This is a genomic window from Streptomyces sp. NPDC045967, assembly GCF_056430495.1.
In genome coordinates, this window is sequence record NZ_JBWKLE010000014.1 from 98,045 (window position 1) to 113,317 (window position 15,273).

General features: G+C 72.2%; 16 protein-coding genes. 6 read left to right on the forward strand and 10 right to left on the reverse strand.

Annotated features, from left to right (window positions below; all coding sequences use genetic code 11):
* Nucleotides 1-14: 14 nt before the first annotated feature.
* The 5 genes from AC07FY_RS24315 to fabG form a co-directional block, all read right to left on the reverse strand.
* Nucleotides 15-269: an acyl carrier protein gene (locus AC07FY_RS24315; RefSeq protein WP_069924400.1), complete on the reverse strand. Its 255-nt coding sequence runs from the start codon at nt 267-269 to the stop codon at nt 15-17.
* Between the two features lie 76 nt (nt 270-345).
* Nucleotides 346-1,197 (reverse strand): 3-hydroxyacyl-CoA dehydrogenase family protein, encoded by an 852-nt coding sequence (locus AC07FY_RS24320; protein ID WP_479009579.1) that lies wholly within the window; start codon nt 1,195-1,197, stop codon nt 346-348.
* Nucleotides 1,198-1,212: 15 nt separating this feature from the next.
* The gene (locus AC07FY_RS24325) at nt 1,213-3,708 is read right to left on the reverse strand and encodes an FkbM family methyltransferase (protein ID WP_479009581.1); all 2,496 of its coding nucleotides are present in this window, start codon (nt 3,706-3,708) and stop codon (nt 1,213-1,215) included.
* A gap of 235 nt (nt 3,709-3,943) precedes the next feature.
* Nucleotides 3,944-4,906, reverse strand: a complete 963-nt coding sequence (locus AC07FY_RS24330; RefSeq protein ID WP_479009583.1) for an aromatase/cyclase — start codon at nt 4,904-4,906, stop codon at nt 3,944-3,946.
* A gap of 23 nt (nt 4,907-4,929) precedes the next feature.
* A complete protein-coding gene (gene fabG / locus AC07FY_RS24335) occupies nt 4,930-5,715 on the reverse strand; it encodes a 3-oxoacyl-ACP reductase FabG (RefSeq protein ID WP_479009585.1) in 786 nt (261 codons plus the stop codon).
* Nucleotides 5,716-5,897: 182 nt separating this feature from the next.
* Here fabG and AC07FY_RS24340 point away from each other — a divergent pair, with 182 nt between their 5' ends.
* The 3 genes from AC07FY_RS24340 (at nt 5,898) to AC07FY_RS24350 (ending at nt 8,329) form a co-directional block, all read left to right on the forward strand.
* Nucleotides 5,898-6,350: a nuclear transport factor 2 family protein gene (locus tag AC07FY_RS24340; protein WP_479009588.1), complete on the forward strand. Its 453-nt coding sequence runs from the start codon at nt 5,898-5,900 to the stop codon at nt 6,348-6,350.
* Nucleotides 6,351-6,480: 130 nt separating this feature from the next.
* Complete coding sequence (locus AC07FY_RS24345; RefSeq protein WP_479009591.1) at nt 6,481-7,557, forward strand: serine hydrolase domain-containing protein; 1,077 nt, start codon at nt 6,481-6,483, stop codon at nt 7,555-7,557.
* 4 nt (nt 7,558-7,561) lie between these two features.
* Entirely contained in the window at nt 7,562-8,329 is a 768-nt protein-coding gene (locus tag AC07FY_RS24350) for an SDR family NAD(P)-dependent oxidoreductase (RefSeq protein ID WP_479009594.1), read from the forward strand.
* A gap of 84 nt (nt 8,330-8,413) precedes the next feature.
* Here AC07FY_RS24350 and AC07FY_RS24355 read toward each other — a convergent pair whose 3' ends face one another.
* Nucleotides 8,414-9,289, reverse strand: a complete 876-nt coding sequence (locus tag AC07FY_RS24355) for a class I SAM-dependent methyltransferase (RefSeq protein WP_479009596.1) — start codon at nt 9,287-9,289, stop codon at nt 8,414-8,416.
* Nucleotides 9,290-9,545: 256 nt separating this feature from the next.
* On the opposite strand from AC07FY_RS24355, the gene AC07FY_RS24360 reads away from it, so the two are divergent.
* From AC07FY_RS24360 to AC07FY_RS24370, 3 genes are read left to right on the forward strand one after another with little or no spacing between them, the layout of a single operon-like run.
* Nucleotides 9,546-9,980 carry a SnoaL/DnrD family polyketide biosynthesis methyl ester cyclase gene (locus tag AC07FY_RS24360; RefSeq protein ID WP_479009599.1) on the forward strand — a complete coding sequence of 145 codons (435 nt, stop codon included), beginning with the start codon at nt 9,546-9,548 and terminating at the stop codon, nt 9,978-9,980.
* A gap of 1 nt (nt 9,981) precedes the next feature.
* The gene (locus AC07FY_RS24365) at nt 9,982-10,821 is read left to right on the forward strand and encodes an SDR family oxidoreductase (RefSeq protein ID WP_479009602.1); all 840 of its coding nucleotides are present in this window, start codon (nt 9,982-9,984) and stop codon (nt 10,819-10,821) included.
* Between the two features lie 33 nt (nt 10,822-10,854).
* Nucleotides 10,855-11,724: an NmrA/HSCARG family protein gene (locus AC07FY_RS24370; protein ID WP_479009604.1), complete on the forward strand. Its 870-nt coding sequence runs from the start codon at nt 10,855-10,857 to the stop codon at nt 11,722-11,724.
* An 81-nt stretch (nt 11,725-11,805) separates the two neighbouring features.
* Here the strand turns inward: AC07FY_RS24370 and AC07FY_RS24375 are convergent, their stop codons facing one another.
* From AC07FY_RS24375 to AC07FY_RS24390, 4 genes are read right to left on the reverse strand one after another with little or no spacing between them, the layout of a single operon-like run.
* Nucleotides 11,806-12,747: an MBL fold metallo-hydrolase gene (locus AC07FY_RS24375; protein ID WP_479009606.1), complete on the reverse strand. Its 942-nt coding sequence runs from the start codon at nt 12,745-12,747 to the stop codon at nt 11,806-11,808.
* The gene (locus tag AC07FY_RS24380) at nt 12,744-13,211 is read right to left on the reverse strand and encodes an ester cyclase (protein ID WP_479009609.1); all 468 of its coding nucleotides are present in this window, start codon (nt 13,209-13,211) and stop codon (nt 12,744-12,746) included. Before AC07FY_RS24380 ends, AC07FY_RS24375 begins: the two co-directional genes overlap by 4 nt.
* A gap of 38 nt (nt 13,212-13,249) precedes the next feature.
* Nucleotides 13,250-14,311 (reverse strand): zinc-binding dehydrogenase, encoded by a 1,062-nt coding sequence (locus AC07FY_RS24385; protein ID WP_479009612.1) that lies wholly within the window; start codon nt 14,309-14,311, stop codon nt 13,250-13,252.
* Nucleotides 14,308-15,192, reverse strand: a complete 885-nt coding sequence (locus AC07FY_RS24390) for an NAD(P)H-binding protein (protein WP_479009614.1) — start codon at nt 15,190-15,192, stop codon at nt 14,308-14,310. Before AC07FY_RS24390 ends, AC07FY_RS24385 begins: the two co-directional genes overlap by 4 nt.
* Nucleotides 15,193-15,273 lie beyond the last annotated feature (81 nt).

Genomic DNA, 15,273 nt, shown 5'->3' on the forward strand with positions numbered 1-15,273 from the left:
CGGCTCCGCTCGGCCTACTGGGGGACCGACGCGGCCAGCTTGCGGCTGACGAACGCGTCGAGGGCGCTGATGGAGCGGAAGTACTCCAGCTCCAGGTCCTCGTTCTCGACGGTGATGCCGAACTCGTGCTCCACGAAGGAGACGAGCTGCATCGCGAACATCGAGCTGACGAAGCTGAGCTCGAAGATGTCCTGGTCGTCCTTGAGGTCCTGCACCGGGATGAAGCGGGAGAGGTACTCCGCGATCCTGGCCTTGTTGTCCGTGCTCATCTCGTGTCCGTCCTGTCGTCTTCGGTACGTCTCGGTGCGGGGAAGGGGGCGGGCGCGGCTGCGGGCGCGGGCCCGGTCAGCGGTAGGTGTGGAAGCCCTGGCCGCTCTTCCGGCCCAGCAGGCCGGCGGCGACCATCTTCTTGAGCAGGGGCGCCGGCCGGTACTTGCTGTCGTTGAAGCTCTCGTAGAGCACCTCGACGGACTTCAGGATGGTGTCGAGACCGATGAGGTCGGCGGTCTCCAGCGGGCCCATCTTGTGGTCGAAGCAGGTCTTGAAGATGCGGTCGACGTCGGCCGGGGGCGCGACGCCGTCCTGCACCAGGAAGACGGCCTCGTTGATGGTGAGCATCAGGACGCGGTTGGAGACGAAGCCCGGCACGTCCTCGACGACGATGCACTCCTTGCCCAGCTCCGCGAGGAAGCGGCGGGCGGTGTCGATCGTCTCGGGCGTGGTGTGGTGGCCGCGGATGACCTCGACCATGGGCTTGAGCGGCACCGGGTTCATGAAGTGCATGCCGACGACGCGCTCGGGGCGGCTGGTGACGGAGCCGACCCGGGTGATGGAGATGGCGGAGGTGTTGACGGCGAAGACGACCTCGGGCCGGCAGATCCGGTCGAGCTCCTTGTAGACCTTCTCCTTGACCGCCCACTCCTCGGTCACGTTCTCGACCACGAAGTCGGCCTTGGCGAGCAGCTCGTAGTCGGTGGTGAACTCGATCTTATCGAAGACCGCGGCGGGATCGACCGCGGCCTTGCGGTTGAACATCGCATAGGCCCGCAGGCTGCTGCGCAGCTCCTTGCGCGCGTTGTCCAGGATCTCCTCGGAGACGTCGACCAGGACGACCCGGTGGCCGGTCTGGGCGAGGTTCTGCGCGACGCCGACGCCCATGACGCCGGCTCCGACGACTCCTGCTGTCGTGAATTCCATTGGTGGTCGACTCCGTTAGCGTGCGCCGCGTACGGCGTAGATGTTGTGGATGTCCGTGCCGGCGTACAGCTCGTCCTGCTCGGCGTGCGCGGTGAAGCCGCGGCTCTCCAGGAGCGCCACCAGGCGGGCGACCTCGCCGTCGGCGTCGTGCGCCTCCAGCACCATCTGCTGGATCTTGGGCCAGTCCTCGTCGGCGATGCCGTCGATGACCTGGCGCTCGCTCTTCTGCACGTCGATCTTGATGAGGTCGATGCGCTCGATGCCCTGCTCGCGGATGACCGCGCTCAGCGGGCGCAGCTTCGCGGTGAACTCGATCGCCTCGAAGCGCACGTCCATCAGTTCTTCGGTGTACGCGGCGAGCTGGTCGGCCGCCTCGTCCCCGCCGGCCTCGCGCTGGTTGGCGATGATGGTGCGCAGGTTGTGCTTCTCCTCCGCCTCGTCGGGGTGGAAGGAGGACATGCCGGAGCTGCGCGGGTAGAAGGTGAACCGGGCCTCGGACTCGGTGTCGGAGATGCCGATGTTGAACAGCCGGGCGTCCGCCCCGTGTTCGGCGACGTTGCGGCTGAGCAGCTCGAACAGCGGCGGGGCCGGCTCGAAGGTGTAGACCGTCACGTCCTTGGCCTCGTAGTGCGCGAAGAGCGTGAAGAGGCCGATGTTGCCGCCGACGTCGACGACGGTCGCGCCGTCGGGGAGGGTGATGCCGTTCTTGGCGTAGACGCGGTGGTCGAAGATGTCCTCGTAGAAGTGGAGGGTCTCCGCCTCATTCTGGTGCGAGACCATCAGGCCGTTGGGCAGCCGGAAGCGGGCGAGGGAGCTGCCGGTGTGCGAGGAGCCCGAGCCGTCCCCGGCCAGCGCCTCCTGCGGGTCGCGGCCGGCGCGCAGCGCGTCGACGGCGGTCGCGGTCCGCGCGAGGGTGGCCCACTCGTAGACCTGGCGCAGCGTCGGCTCGACGGAGAAGGCGCGGCTGATGCGCAGGATCAGGCGGGTGGCCAGCAGCGAGTTGCCGCCGAGCTCGAAGAAGGAGACGTCCCGCGGGAGCTGCTCCTCGGTCTTCAGCAGCCGGGCCCACAGGGCGTGCAGCTCCCGCTCGGTGGCGCCCGGCTCGTCCGTGCCGCCGGTGGCGGCCGGAGCGGTGGCGCCGCCGGCCGGGAGGTCCTGGGCGGGGTGGACCGACCAGTCCGCGGCGCCGCCGGCCAGCCACACCCGGCCCAGCGCCTTGAGGGCGACGGCGGTGTCGGAGCGCCGCTCCAGCGGGTGGCGCATCGAGGCGATGACGGAGCCGTTGCCGACGCCGCGGACCTCGGTGGCGAGGCTGGCGAGGGTCTGGCCGGGGCCGGCCTCGAGCAGCACGTGCTCCTCGCCGATGGCGCGCAGGCCGTCGGCGAAGCGGACGGTGCCGACGAGGTGGCGGGCCCAGTAGCGCGGGTCGGTGGCCTGCTCGTCGGTGATGAGCCGGCCGGTGACGTTCGAGACGTACGGGATGGTCGGCGGGTTGAGCGTCAGGGTCCGCGCGAGCGCGGTCAGCTCCTCCGCGGCCGGCTCCATCATCGTGGAGTGGAAGGCGTGCGTGGTGGCCACGCGGCGGTTGACGACCTCACGCGTGCGCAAGGCGGCCTCCAGCGCGGCGACGTCCTCCTCGGGGCCCGCGACGACGCAGAACGCGTCGCCGTTGACGGCGGACAGCGAGAGGTTCGGGCCGAGCAGGGCCGTGACGTCCTGCTCGGGCAGCATGACGGCGAGCATGGCGCCCTGCGGCAGCGCGTCGATGAGCGCGGCGCGGCGGGCGACCAGGGTGAGGGCGTCCTTGAGGGAGAGCACCCCGGCCAGGGTCGCGGCCACGTACTCGCCCAGGCTGTAGCCGGTCAGGACGGCGGGGCGGGCGCCCCAACTGCGCCACAGGCCGGCGAGGGCGTACTCGATGACGAAGAGGGCGGGCTGGGCCAGCCTGGTGGTGTTCAGCCGGCGCTCCTCGGCGCTGACCGGTCCGCTGTCGCGGCCGAGCATCCGGCGCAGGTCCATGGCGGGCGCCTGCGCGGCGCCGCCCGCCGGCTGCGCGGCGGCCAGGCCGGCGTCCTGACCGGTGCCTTCCGGGAAGATCACTTCGCGGATGTCCAGGCCGAGGTCGGGGGCGAGCAGCTCGGCGCAGCGGTCGACCTCGGCGCGGAAGACGGGGAAGTCGCGGCAGAGGTCGCGGCCCATGCCGAGGTAGTGGTCGCCCAGGCCCGGGAAGAGGAAGGCCAGCGGGGCGGCGGTGGCGCCGGTCTCCTTGGCACCCAGTTCGGCCGGGCCCTCGGGGCCCGTCAGGACGGCGCCGCGGTGCGCGCCCGCGCCGGCGGCGCGCCGGGTGACGGGGGCGGCCGGGACGGCGGCGGCGCTCTTGAGGGCGGCGAGTCCCGCGTCGAGGGAGGCACCGTTGGTCCCGCTGACCAGGTCGAGGTGGTACGGGAGCGGACCGGTCGGCGGACCCGCCGCTTCGTGCCTCTCCTCGGCGGTGATCGTGTTGGGGGTCATACCTCTCCTTGGGTGTGTCGGAAAACCCGGCGGGGGCCGGCGCGGAGCCGGCCGGGCCGGAGCAGCGGGTGGCGCAGGTGCACGCAAAGCAACCCCGGCCTGGGTGACCGGGGTGCGCATGTGTGAGGAGCGCCCGCGTTGCCGCCCTGGTGTCTGTCCGAGGATTCCGTCGTGACCAGCGTGGTCAGGACTGCTCGAGCAGGGCCGGAGCAGCGGTGGACGCGGCCACGAGCCGTCAGGCCGCGCCGGTCGGGACCGCGGACTCGGCGTGGGCCTTGGCGAGGTTGAGGGTCGCCGTGCTGTTGCGGCCGAGCGCCTCGCGGACGTAGCGGCGGCATTCGGCGATGCCGGCCTCGGGGCCCAGGACGCGGGTGATGTTCTCCTCGCGCAGCACGACGCTGTGCTGCGAGGTGACGGTCACGCCGGTCGCGTCCTCGACGAGCGACCACTCGCCGGTGTGGGCCGACATCAGCAGGGGCGTCGCCGTCTGCTTGTAGACGATGCGCCGGGCGTGCGGGAAGCAGACCCGGACCGACTCGGTGGTGTGGGAGCTGCCGTCGGCGGTGAGGGTGTCCATGGACATGATCTGCACGCCCGGCTCCGGCTCGGTCAGGTCCAGGCGCGAGACGTGCGGGACCAGCGTGGGCCAGTCCTGGACGCGGTGGAGGAAGTCGTAGACCCGCTCGGCCGGGCCCTCGACGCGCACCGAGTCCTCGAAGGACATCACCAGGTCGTCCAGGCGCTCCCAGCCCTCGGCGAGCTGCTTGATGTTGCCCAGTTCGGCGCGGCTGTTGGTGTCGGTGGCGCTCTCGACCCAGGCGACGGAGCCGGCGTCGTCACCGGCGACGGTGAAGTCGTGCAGCAGGACCAGCCGGCAGGCGGCGGATCCGCGCGGTTCGACGATCCAGGTGCCGCCCATCGACTCCAGCGGGGAGGCGGGCACCTCCTGGCGGAACTCGATGCGGCGCTGCGCCACGTCCAGGGTGCGCCGCGAGGTCCAGGACTTGACCTGGCCGTTGGCGGTGGCCCACATGCGCAGGCGCTCGCGGGAGCCGTCGGACTCCAGCTGCTCCACGTGCACGTTGGGCGGGAAGTACAGCGGCCACTTGGCCGCGTCGGCGATCAGGCCGTAGACCACCCCGGCGGGGGCGGCGACGGTCACCTCGTGCGTCGTGCGGTGCACACGCTCAGCGGACATCGTGTGGGTTCCTGCTTTCCGGATCAGAAGTTGCCGAGGCCGCCGCAGACGTTGAGCGCCTGCGAGGTGATGGAGGAGGCGGTGTCGGTGGTCAGGTAGCCGACCAGGCCGGCCACCTCCTCGGGCGTGGAGTAGCGGCCGAGCGGGATCTTCGAGGTGAACTTCTGCATGATCTGCTCCTCGGAGGTGTCGTACGCGGCCGCGTAGCCGGTGCGCACGCGCTGGGCCATCGGGGTCTCGACGTATCCGGGGCAGACGGCGTTGACGGTGATGCCGGTGGGGGCGAGCTCGTTGCCGAGGGACTTGGTGAAGCCGACGACACCGTGCTTGGAGGCGGAGTAGGGGGCGCCGAGCACCACGCCCTGCTTGCCCGCGGTGGAGGCGATGTTGATGATCCGGCCGTAGGCGGCGCCCTGGAGGCCGCCGTTCTTGAGCACCTCGCGGGTCAGCAGGAAGACGCTCGTGAGGTTGGTGGCGATGACGTCGTCCCACAGCTCGTCGGTCAGGTCGGCGGTGGGACCGCCGCCGCTGCGGCCGGCGTTGTTGACCAGGACGGAGATCGGTCCGAAGGCCGCGACGGCGGCGGCGACCAGCGCCTTGACGGACTCGCCGTCGCGGACGTCGGCGGCGGCGCCCTCGACCTCCAGGCCCTCGGCCCGCAGGTCCTCGACCGTCTGCTTCACCTGCTGCTCGGTGCGGGCGCAGAGGAAGACGCGGTGTCCGCGGCGGGCGAGATCGCGGACCACTGCCAGGCCGATCCCGCTCGTACCCCCGGTGACCAGGGCTACCCGCTTCGTCTTGGTCGTCATCGGTGTACCTCCAAAAACGGCGTTGATGGTCCGACCGTGTCGGTACGTCCTTGACGCCCGCACGAACCCCGCTGGAGGAGGGGTCGCGGCGGCCGGCGGCCCGGCGGCGGTTCGAGACGTCTTCGAATCCCGCTCGACCCGGTGCGGCGAGGCTGGGGGCACCCACCAGATCGGAGTCCTCCATGACCCTCCAGGCCGGCATCGGACAGCAGGCCGCCGCGGCCTTCGGCGCCCTGTACGCCGAGGTCCAGCAGTTCTACGCCCACCAGATGCAGCTGCTGGACCTCGGCGAGTCGCAGCGCTGGGCCGAGACGTTCACCGAGGACGCCACTTTCGACGTGCCGACGCTGCCGGAGCCGGTGCGCGGCAGGCCGGGCCTGGTCGCCGCGACCAGCCGCACCGCGGCCCAGCTCGCCGAGGCCGGCCAGCGCCACCGCCACTTCATCGGCATGTTCGACGTCTCCGAGCGCCCCGACGGCGCCGTGGACGTCCGCTCCTACGCGATCGTCTACGCCTCCTCGATCGGCGGCGACTCCCAGGTGCACCGGGTGTGCGTCTGCGAGGACGTCCTGGTCCGCGTCGGCGGCGCCCTGCAGGTCGCGACCCGCCGGGTGACCCGCGACGACCTGGCCTGACCTCCGCTCCACCGGCGCCCCGCCGTACCTCCATCCCCCATGAGCAGGCTCTGGGGCGTACGTGGGCCGCGTCACCGCATCCCATGACCACCGCTCACCGATGAAGTGCCACCCGTGGAGGTTTGCCGAAATGTCGCAGACGACGATCGCCCGGCCGGAGGTCTCGGCCCTTCAGGAGGCCGTGCAGGGCGCAGCGGACCGGCTGGTCGCGGCCGGTGCCGCGGGAGTCCAGTTCAGGGTCGCCAAGGGGGACGACGCCTTCGTGGTGACGTCGGGCATCGCCGAGCTCGGCTCCGACCGCCCGGTGCCGGAGAACGGCCGCTTCCGCATCTCCTGCATCACCAAGCCGTTCGTCTCGGTGGTGGTCCTCCAGCTCGTCGCCGAGGGCAAAATCGTCCTCGACGACACGGTGGAGAGCCACCTGCCGGGCCTGCTGCCGTACGGCGAGAAGATCACCATCCGCAACCTCCTGCAGCACACCAGCGGTCTGTACAACTACATGGACTCGTTCCAGAAGCCGGGCGACCGCTTCCTGACCGAGCGCTACAAGCACTACGAGCCGACCGACCTGATCGCCATCGCGGCCGCCAAGCCGCTGGAGTTCGAGCCGGGCACCAAGTTCGCGTACTGCAACACGAACTACTTCATCATCGGCCTGCTGATCGAGAAGGTCACCGGCCGCTCGTACCGCACGGAGATCACCGAGCGGGTGCTGGAGCCGCTGGAGCTGACCGAGACGGTCCTGCCGGGCGACGACCCGAACATCCCGGAGCCGCACGCCCGCGGCTACATGCAGATCGGTGGCCGTCCCGAGGACGTCACGCTGATGAACCCCTCCGAGGCCGGCTGCGCGGGCGAGATCATCTCGACCACCCGCGACCTCGACACCTTCTTCTCCGCCCTGTTCAGCGGCAAGCTGCTGGCGGAGGCGGAGTTCACCGAGATGACCACCCCGCTGCCGCCGGAGATGATCGAGAACCTGCCGATGGGCATCGGCTACGGCCTCGGCATCATGAAGCTGGAGAACGACGGCGACCTCGACCTGTGGGGCCACGGCGCGGGCATCCCCGGCTACGCCACCTTCGCGGCCACCACCCGCGACCTCGAGCACCGCGTCCAGCTGTCGTTCACCATCGGCGACAAGGACTTCGGCCACGAGGCGGAGCAGGCCGTCATCCGCGGCGTCAACATCGCGCTGGGCTTCTGAGCCGGTGACCGGGGACATCCACGCGTCCGTCACGAAGGCCGTCGTCGTCACGGGCGGCGGTACGGGCATCGGCGCGGCCACCGCCCGCGCCTTCGCCGAGGACGGCGCGCACGTGCTGGTCGTCGGCCGCAGCGAGGCCACGCTGAAGGAGACCGCGGACGGCCACGAGCGCATCCGCGTGCTCGTCGCGGACGTCCACGACCACGACGCGCCGCGACTCATCGTCGAGACCGCGCTGCGCGCATTCGGCCGGCTCGACGTGCTGGTCAACAACGCGGCCGTGACGGGCTTCGCCGCACTGGACGGGCTGGAGCGGGACTCCGTGCGCGCCCAGCTGGGGACGAACCTGATCGCGCCCGTGTTCCTGACCCAGGCCGCCCTGGACGCCCTGGAGGCGGCCAAGGGCGTGGTCGTCAACGTCAGTTCGGCGGGCTCACTGGGCCGCCGGGCCTGGCCGGAGAACTCCGTGTACGGCATGGCCAAGGTGGCGCTCGACTTCCTCACCCGCACCTGGGCCGTGGAGCTCGCGCCGCGCGGCATCCGCTCGGTGGGCATCGCGCCGGGCGTGGTGGACACCGGTGTCGGCGTCCGGGCCGGGATGCCCGAGGAGGCTTACCGCGGCTTCCTGGAGCAGGTGGCCGGGCGGATCCCCTCGGGCCGGGTCGGCCGCCCCGAGGACATCGCCTGGTGGATCGTCCAGCTGACCCGTCCGGAGGCGGCGTACGCCAACGGGACGGTCCTGGCGGTGGACGGCGCCCTGTCGGTGACCTGACGGGCACCGGCGAGGAGACGGGAAGGGGCCGCCCGCGCGTTGCGCGGGCGGCCCCTTTCGCGTGCGGCTGCGGCGCCGCGCGGGTCAGCGGGCGACGGCAGCGGTGACGTAGCGGACGGGCACCTCGATGACGACCGGGCCGCCGTCGGCGGTGCGCAGCGCGTCCAGGGCGGTGATCAGGCGCGCGCGCAGGGTCGCGGCCTCCTCCTGCGGCAGGTGCTGCCACAGCAGCCGCATGCCCTGGGTGTGGGACCAGTCGACCCACGCCTCGCCGGACTCGGCCGTCATCAGCACCGGCTCGTCGGTGATCTCCACGTCGGTGAACCCGGCCTTCTCCAGCGCCGCGGTGAGGTCCGCGGGGTCCTCGAGCCAGGAGTGCAGCTGGCGGTGGAGCTGCTCGGGGTGCCAGGACTCCGGCAGGTACTCCAGCAGCTCGAACGGGATCAGCGGCGTGAACAGCGGCGGCAGGAAGGGGAAGGTGTCGCGGGTGAAGACCGGGCTGGTGAAGGCGATCCGGCCGCCGTCGGCGAGCAGGTCCGCGTAGCGGGCGAGGGCGGCGCGCGCGTCGGGCAGGAAGATGACGCTGTAGCTGCCGAGCGCCAGGTCGAAGGAGCGGGCCGGCAGGTCGGGGTGCTCGCCGTCCATCACGCGCAGTTCGACGTTGGTGATGCCCTGGCGCTCCGCCTCGCGCCCCGCCTCCTCGATCATCGCGTCGGCGATGTCGATGCCGAGTGCGGTGCCGGCCGGGGCGATCCTCTCGGCGGCGGGCAGCAGGGTGGCGCCCAGGCCGCAGCCGATGTCCAGCACCCGCTCCCCCGGGCCGGGCGCGGCCAGGTCGACCAGGCGGCGGCCCATGGGGGTGAAGAACTCCACGCCGAGGCGGTCGTAGGTGGCCGCCGCCCCGTTGAAGGCGGCGGTGACCTTCGTCTTGTAGGTGTCGGTGGCGGGGGCGGTGTCCACATTCAGCTCCGGGGTGGTCGGGTGGCCGTAGGGCCGTGCGCACCCATCGTGGGGGCGGCGCCCCGGGTGGCGGTGGAGCTGTCTTCGAGACCGGCTCGACGCACGGCACGGACCGTGCCCAGGAATTCCATGGAACGCGTCGAATTCCGGTGGTGGCAGGGACTTTTCGGAATTCCAGAGCTTGTCCGGCCACCGCCTTGCGCAGCAGGATGGCGCGGGACCCGCACAGCTGGAGGAAATCCGTGAAGGGAATTCGATGAGCGCCCAAATAGACGCGGTACGCCGGATGATCGAGGCGTACAACACCGGGAACACCGCGGACGTGGCGGAATACATTCACGCGGATTACCTCAATCCGGCGACCATGGAGCACATGGACCTGCGCGGCCCCGATTCGTTCGCGATGGCCGTCAAGTGGCTGCGGATGACCTTCTCCGAGGAGGCGCGCCTGGAGACGGTGCTGCTGGAGGAGAAGGGCGACTGGGTGCGCGCCAACCTCGTGCTGTACGGCCGCCACGTGGGCGAGCTGGTCGGCATGGCCCCCACCGGGCGGGTGTTCTCCGGGGAGCAGATCCACCTGATCCGCTTCGTCGACGGCAAGATCCGCGACCACCGCGACTGGCCCGACTACCAGGGCACCTACCGTCAGCTCGGTTCCCCGTGGCCCGAGCCGCAGGGCTGGAGGGCCTGACGTGTTCCTGATCACCGGAGCCACCGGCAAGGTCGGCCGCGAGGCCGTCGGCCAACTGCTCGCGCTGGGCCACCCGGTCCGCGCGCTGAGCCGCAAGCCCGAGGAGGCGAACCTGCCCGAGGGCGTCGAGGTCGTCGCGGGCAGCCCCGCGGACCCCGACTCGCTCACCGCCGCCTTCGAGGGCGTGCGCGCCGCCCTGGTGGTGCTCTCGGGCGACGTGGGCGGTGAGGCGGCCAACGTCGCCGCCGCGGCCCGCGCGGCCGGCACCTCCAAGGTCGTGCTGCTCTCCTCGGGCGGCATCGAGCACCCGCTGCCGCACGGCATCGCCGATGAGCACCGGGCCGCCGAGGTGGCGATCGAGGAGTCCGGCGTGCCGTGGACCTTCCTGCGGCCGGGCCCGTTCCACGCCAACACCTCCTGGTGGATCAGGACGGTGCGCGAGGACAGCGCGGTGCGCTGCTGGATCGGCAACAACCCCGGCGCCCCCATCGACGAGTACGACATCGCCTCGGTCGCCGTGGTCGCGCTGACCGAGGAGGGCCACACCGGCAGGTCGTACCTGCTCACCGGCCCCGAGACGCTGAGCTCCGAGGAGCAGGCGCGGATCCTGGGCGAGGTGCTGGGCCGGGAGCTGGACTTCTCGGTGGCGCCGGCCGAGGAGGTCGTGGAGGTCTTCACCGGGATCACCGGGGACCGCCCGGCCGCCGAGACCAACGTCGCGGCGCTGCACAGCCCCGAGGTGCCGTGGGCCAAGCCCACGACCGCGGTGCGCGATCTGACCGGGCGCGAGCCGCGCTCCTTCCGCGAATGGGCCGTGGAGAACGCGGCCCTCTTCGGCTGACACGGCCGGAACCGAACCTCAGGGGGATTTGAGATGACTGACATCCTGGTGACCGGTGCCACCGGTCTGCAGGGCGGCGCCGTGGCCCGCGAGCTGGTGCGGCGCGGCCGGTCCGTGTCGGCGCTGGTGCGCGACCCGGAGTCCGGGCCGGCGCGGGCGCTGGCGGACCTGGGCGTGAACCTGGTCCGCGGCGACCTCGACGACGAGGCCTCGCTGCGTCCGGCGCTGGAGGGCTTCCACGGGCTGTTCTCCGTGCAGACCTTCATGACGCCGGCCGGGCTCGGCGGGGAGGTCCGCCAGGGCCGCGCGCTGGCCCGGGCCGCGAAGGCGGCCGGCATCGGCCACGTGGTCTACAGCTCGGTGGGCGGCGCCGACCGGCACAGCGGCATCCCGCACTTCGACTCCAAGCGGGGCATCGAGCGGTACCTGGAGAGCAAGGGCATGGCGCTGACGGTGCTGCGCCCGGCGTTCTTCATGGACAACTTCACGGCGCACGGCCCGCAGGTGGTCGACGGCACGCTGGTGGTGGCGCTCGCGCTGAAGCCCGACACCCGGGTGCAGTTCATCGCGGTCGACGACATCGGCTTCTTCGCCGCCGAGGCCTTCGACAAGCCCGAGCAGTACGCCGGCCGCGCGGTGGAGATCGCGGGCGACGAGCTGACCGCGGACGAGGTGGCGCAGGCGTTCGCGGAGCGCAGCGGGCTGCCGGCGCGCTTCGAGGAGGTGCCGCTGGACGCGGTCGCGAACAACCCGTACATCCCCAACGGGCCGGAGATCGCCCTGATGTTCGAGTGGTTCCAGTACCACGGGTACGAGGCGGACATCCCGGCGCTGCGGGCCGAGCACCCGGGGCTGCAGTCCTTCGCGACGTACCTGAAGGGCATCGAGGTCCCCTCCGCTTGAGCGGGCGGACGGCGCAAAGCCGCGGGGCCGCGACCACGAGCAGTGGGCGCGGCCCCGCGGGCGTGTTCCCGTGGGCGGGGATCAGGCGTGGCAGGCGGGCAGCCCGCCGTTGAACTCGGCCATCTCGGCGAAGAGGGCGCCCACGTCGAGCGGGGCACCGGGGGCCGCACCGGCGAGCTCGGCGTACGCCCGGTGCAGGTTCGGCACGAGGCGTTCCGCGTCGAGCAGGTCCGCGAACGGCGCCGGGGGGTCGGCTTCGGCGGCGAGCTCCAGCGGAGTCAGCCCGGCCGCCGCCCCGCGCTCGGCGAGCCCTGAGATCCACCGGAAATAGGACTCGTTGGCGTCGATCAGCTCCGGTCCGCCGACCGGTCCGTGGCCGGGGACCACGGTCTCGGCGCCCAGGGCGCGCAGCCGCTCCATCGCGGCCAGCGACCCCGAGACCGAACCCATCAGGCAGAACGGGGCCGTGTGCGACATCACCAGGTCGCCGGCGAACAGCACCCGCTGCTCGGGCAGCCACACGGCCGTGTCGTTGGTGGTGTGCGCGGCGGGCCCCAGGTGCAGCAGTTCTGCCCGTACGCCGCCGATGTGCAGGGTCAGCGCGTCGCGGTAGGTGACGTCGGGCAGCGCGAGCTCCAGGTCGCCCCAGCAGACGTCCGGCCACAGGCCGGTCAGGTGCAGTCCGGCCAGGTCCATCATGGTGCGGGTCTGCTCGTGGGCGATCACCACGGCCTCGGGGAAGAGGTGGTTGCCGAAGGTGTGGTCGCCGTGGAAGTGCGTGTTGACCAGGGCGCGCGGAGGCCCGGGGGCCAGCCGCAGGACCTCGGCGCGCAGGGCGCGGGCGCGCCGCTCGGTGGCGACGGTGTCGACGAGCAGGCTCTGGCCGTTCTCGCCGGTGACCAGGCCCGCGTTGTTCAGGCACCAGCCCCCGTCGCCCTGGACGTAGGCGTACACGCCGTCGGCGATCTCCCGGGTGACGGCGTCCGCGACGGTGGCGGGGGGAGCCGCGGCGAGCGCGGTCACATCACGTCCGCGGGGACGAACTCCAGCTCCTTCAGCATCGGAAGGTAGTTGAAGACGTCGTAGTGCTCGATGATCCGGCCCTCCTCGTCGAAGCGGAGCTCCTCGAGCATGAACCAGGTCACCTTCTTGCCGGTGGGGGCCTTGTCGAAGAACTGGCCGAGGTGGGTCGCGGTGACCGTGATGCGCAGGATGACGCGGTCGCCCTCGGAGACGGCGCTCTTGACGTCCAGGTGGAGGTCGGGGAACGCGGCGAGGCCGCCCCGCATGGCGCCGATCATCTGCTGGGTGTCGACGGGGCGGTCCTCGGAGAAGTGCCGGATGTCCGGGGACCAGTGCTTCAGGATGCCGTCCAGGTCCCAGCGGTTCCAGGCGGCGGCGCAGTCGAGCGCGATCCGCTTGTTGCGCTCCTGGACGCTCTGCGTGGCGGTGGAGCCGTCGGCGGGCTCGGTCAGGGTGAGGGACATGGCCGGATTCCTTCTCTGGGTACGCGTGCGGGGGCTGGTCAGGGGAGCAGGACGTGCTTGCCGACGGTGGCGCCGTCGAGAAGGGCCCGGACGGCGGCGGCGGCCCCGTCCAGCGGGTGGCGGCCGGCGATCTGCGGACGCAGGACGCCCTCGGCCGTCAGCCGGCACAGCTCGGCGAAGTCGGCGTCGAAGTCCGCGCCGGGCTTGACGTAGTACATCGTCATGCGGCGGCCGCCGGTCAGGCCGAGGTGGCGGGCGAACCAGCGGGCCACCGTGCGGCGCAGGGCCGGGACGTGCGGGCGGAACCACTGGCCGGGCCGGTAGCCGGCGACGGAGGAGTCGAAGGAGACGAGCGTGCCGCCCTCGGCGAGCACCTGCCAGGCCGCGTCCAGTCCGGAGCCGCCGATGTGGTCGAAGACGGCGTCGACGCCGCCCGGCGCGAGCCGGCGGACGGCCGCGGCGAGGTCGGGGGTGCGGTAGTCGAGCGGCTCGGCGCCGAACATCCGTACCGTCTCGTGCTTGGCGGGCGAGGCGGTGCCGATGACGCGCAGGCCGTGGTGGACGGCGAGCTGGGTGAGCAGCGCGCCGACCCCGCCGCTGGCGCCGTGCACGAGGACGGTCTGGCCGGCGGTGAGCTTCGTCAGGCGGTGCAGCATCTGGTAGGCGGTGACGCCGTTGGTCACCAGCGAGACGGCCACGGCCGCGTCCAGTTCCGCGGGGACCGCGGCGAGGGACTTCGCGGGCAGTTCGACGTACCGCTGCCAGGCGCCCTGCCGCGGCATGGCCGCGATCCGGTCGCCCTCCTTCCAGCCGGTGACGCCGGGGCCGACCTGGGTGATCGTGCCGACGAGGTCGTAGCCGGGCACGAAGGGGAACTTGGGCGGGAACGGGTGCAGGTGCTGGAGCATCTGCACCTCGGCGAAGGAGACGCCGGCGGCCTGCACCTCGACGACGACCTTGCCCTTGCCCGCGGTGGGGCGGGGGCCGCTCGCCGTGACGACGTGCTGCTCGGGCGCGCCGCTGCCGGTCATCCGCACCAGCGCGTTGGCCGCGGCGGCGCGCTGTGCGTCGGCGGCGCGCTCGGCGGAGGTGGTGCTCACGCGGCCGCCTCCTGGGCGAGCGGCGCGAAGTCGGCGGCGTGGTCGGCGGCCCAGCGCGCGAAGGTCAGGGCGGGGCGGCCGGTGACCTTCTCGACGGTGTCCACCGGCACGGGCGGGTGGGCGACGGCGTCGGCGAGGTAGCCGAGGACCATCTCGACGACCGGGGCGGGCATGGCCTGGCCCATGAAGTGGCGGGCCTGGTCGGGGGTGATCTCCTGGAAGGCGACCGGGCGGCCGATGGCCTCGGCGATCTGCGCGACCTGCTCGGCCTGGGTGACGGCCTCGGGGCCGGTGAGCACGTACGCCTGGCCGGCGTGGCCGTCCCCGAGCAGCGCGGTCGCGGCGACGGCGGCGACGTCGGCCTCGTGGATCAGCACGCGCGGGGCGTTGCCGTAGGGGGCGCGGACCACGTCCTCGGTGCGGATGGAGTGCGCCCACTTCCAGAGCACGTTGGTGGCGAACTCGTCCGGGCGCACGAAGGTCCACTCGATGCCCGACTCCTCCACGGCGCGCTCCACGGCGCGGTGGTGCTCACCGCTGTGGTTGTCGCCGGAGGTGTCGAGCACCGAGGAGGAGGAGAGCACGACGATCCGGCGGACCCCGGCCTCCTTGGCCGCGGCCACGACCTCGCGCGCGGTCTCGGGGACCGGGAAGAGGTAGAGGCGCTCGACCCCGGTGAGCGCGGCGCGCAGCGTCTCGGGCCGGTCGAGGTCGCCCTCGAAGACCTCGACGGCGTCCGGCAGTCCCGCGGTGGCCGGCGTGCGGGTGAGCGCGCGTACGGCAACCCCCGCGGAGAGGAGGCGGTCGACCACGTGGCGGCCCACGGAACCCGTGGCTCCTGTCACCAGAACTGTCACTCGGCTGCTCCACCCTGCTCGCACCCGGTCGCCCCGGATGTCTCGGTCGGTTGTGCTGCCAGCCTCGGGCGGGGTTCTGGAGGGGGCTTGGAGGGCGGGTCGAGG

What these genes read in the sequence shown, in the direction of transcription:
- AC07FY_RS24320 (WP_479009579.1), bottom strand. Translation starts at nt 1,197, where the DNA reads ATGGAATTCACGACAGCAGGAGTCGTCGGAGCCGGCGTCATGGGCGTC.
- AC07FY_RS24325 (WP_479009581.1), bottom strand. Translation starts at nt 3,708, where the DNA reads ATGACCCCCAACACGATCACCGCCGAGGAGAGGCACGAAGCGGCGGGT.
- AC07FY_RS24345 (WP_479009591.1), top strand. Translation starts at nt 6,481, where the DNA reads ATGTCGCAGACGACGATCGCCCGGCCGGAGGTCTCGGCCCTTCAGGAG.
- AC07FY_RS24340 (WP_479009588.1), top strand. Translation starts at nt 5,898, where the DNA reads ATGACCCTCCAGGCCGGCATCGGACAGCAGGCCGCCGCGGCCTTCGGC.
- AC07FY_RS24360 (WP_479009599.1), top strand. Translation starts at nt 9,546, where the DNA reads ATGAGCGCCCAAATAGACGCGGTACGCCGGATGATCGAGGCGTACAAC.
- AC07FY_RS24330 (WP_479009583.1), bottom strand. Translation starts at nt 4,906, where the DNA reads ATGTCCGCTGAGCGTGTGCACCGCACGACGCACGAGGTGACCGTCGCC.
- AC07FY_RS24380 (WP_479009609.1), bottom strand. Translation starts at nt 13,211, where the DNA reads ATGTCCCTCACCCTGACCGAGCCCGCCGACGGCTCCACCGCCACGCAG.
- AC07FY_RS24315 (WP_069924400.1), bottom strand. Translation starts at nt 269, where the DNA reads ATGAGCACGGACAACAAGGCCAGGATCGCGGAGTACCTCTCCCGCTTC.
- fabG (WP_479009585.1), bottom strand. Translation starts at nt 5,715, where the DNA reads ATGACGACCAAGACGAAGCGGGTAGCCCTGGTCACCGGGGGTACGAGC.
- AC07FY_RS24370 (WP_479009604.1), top strand. Translation starts at nt 10,855, where the DNA reads ATGACTGACATCCTGGTGACCGGTGCCACCGGTCTGCAGGGCGGCGCC.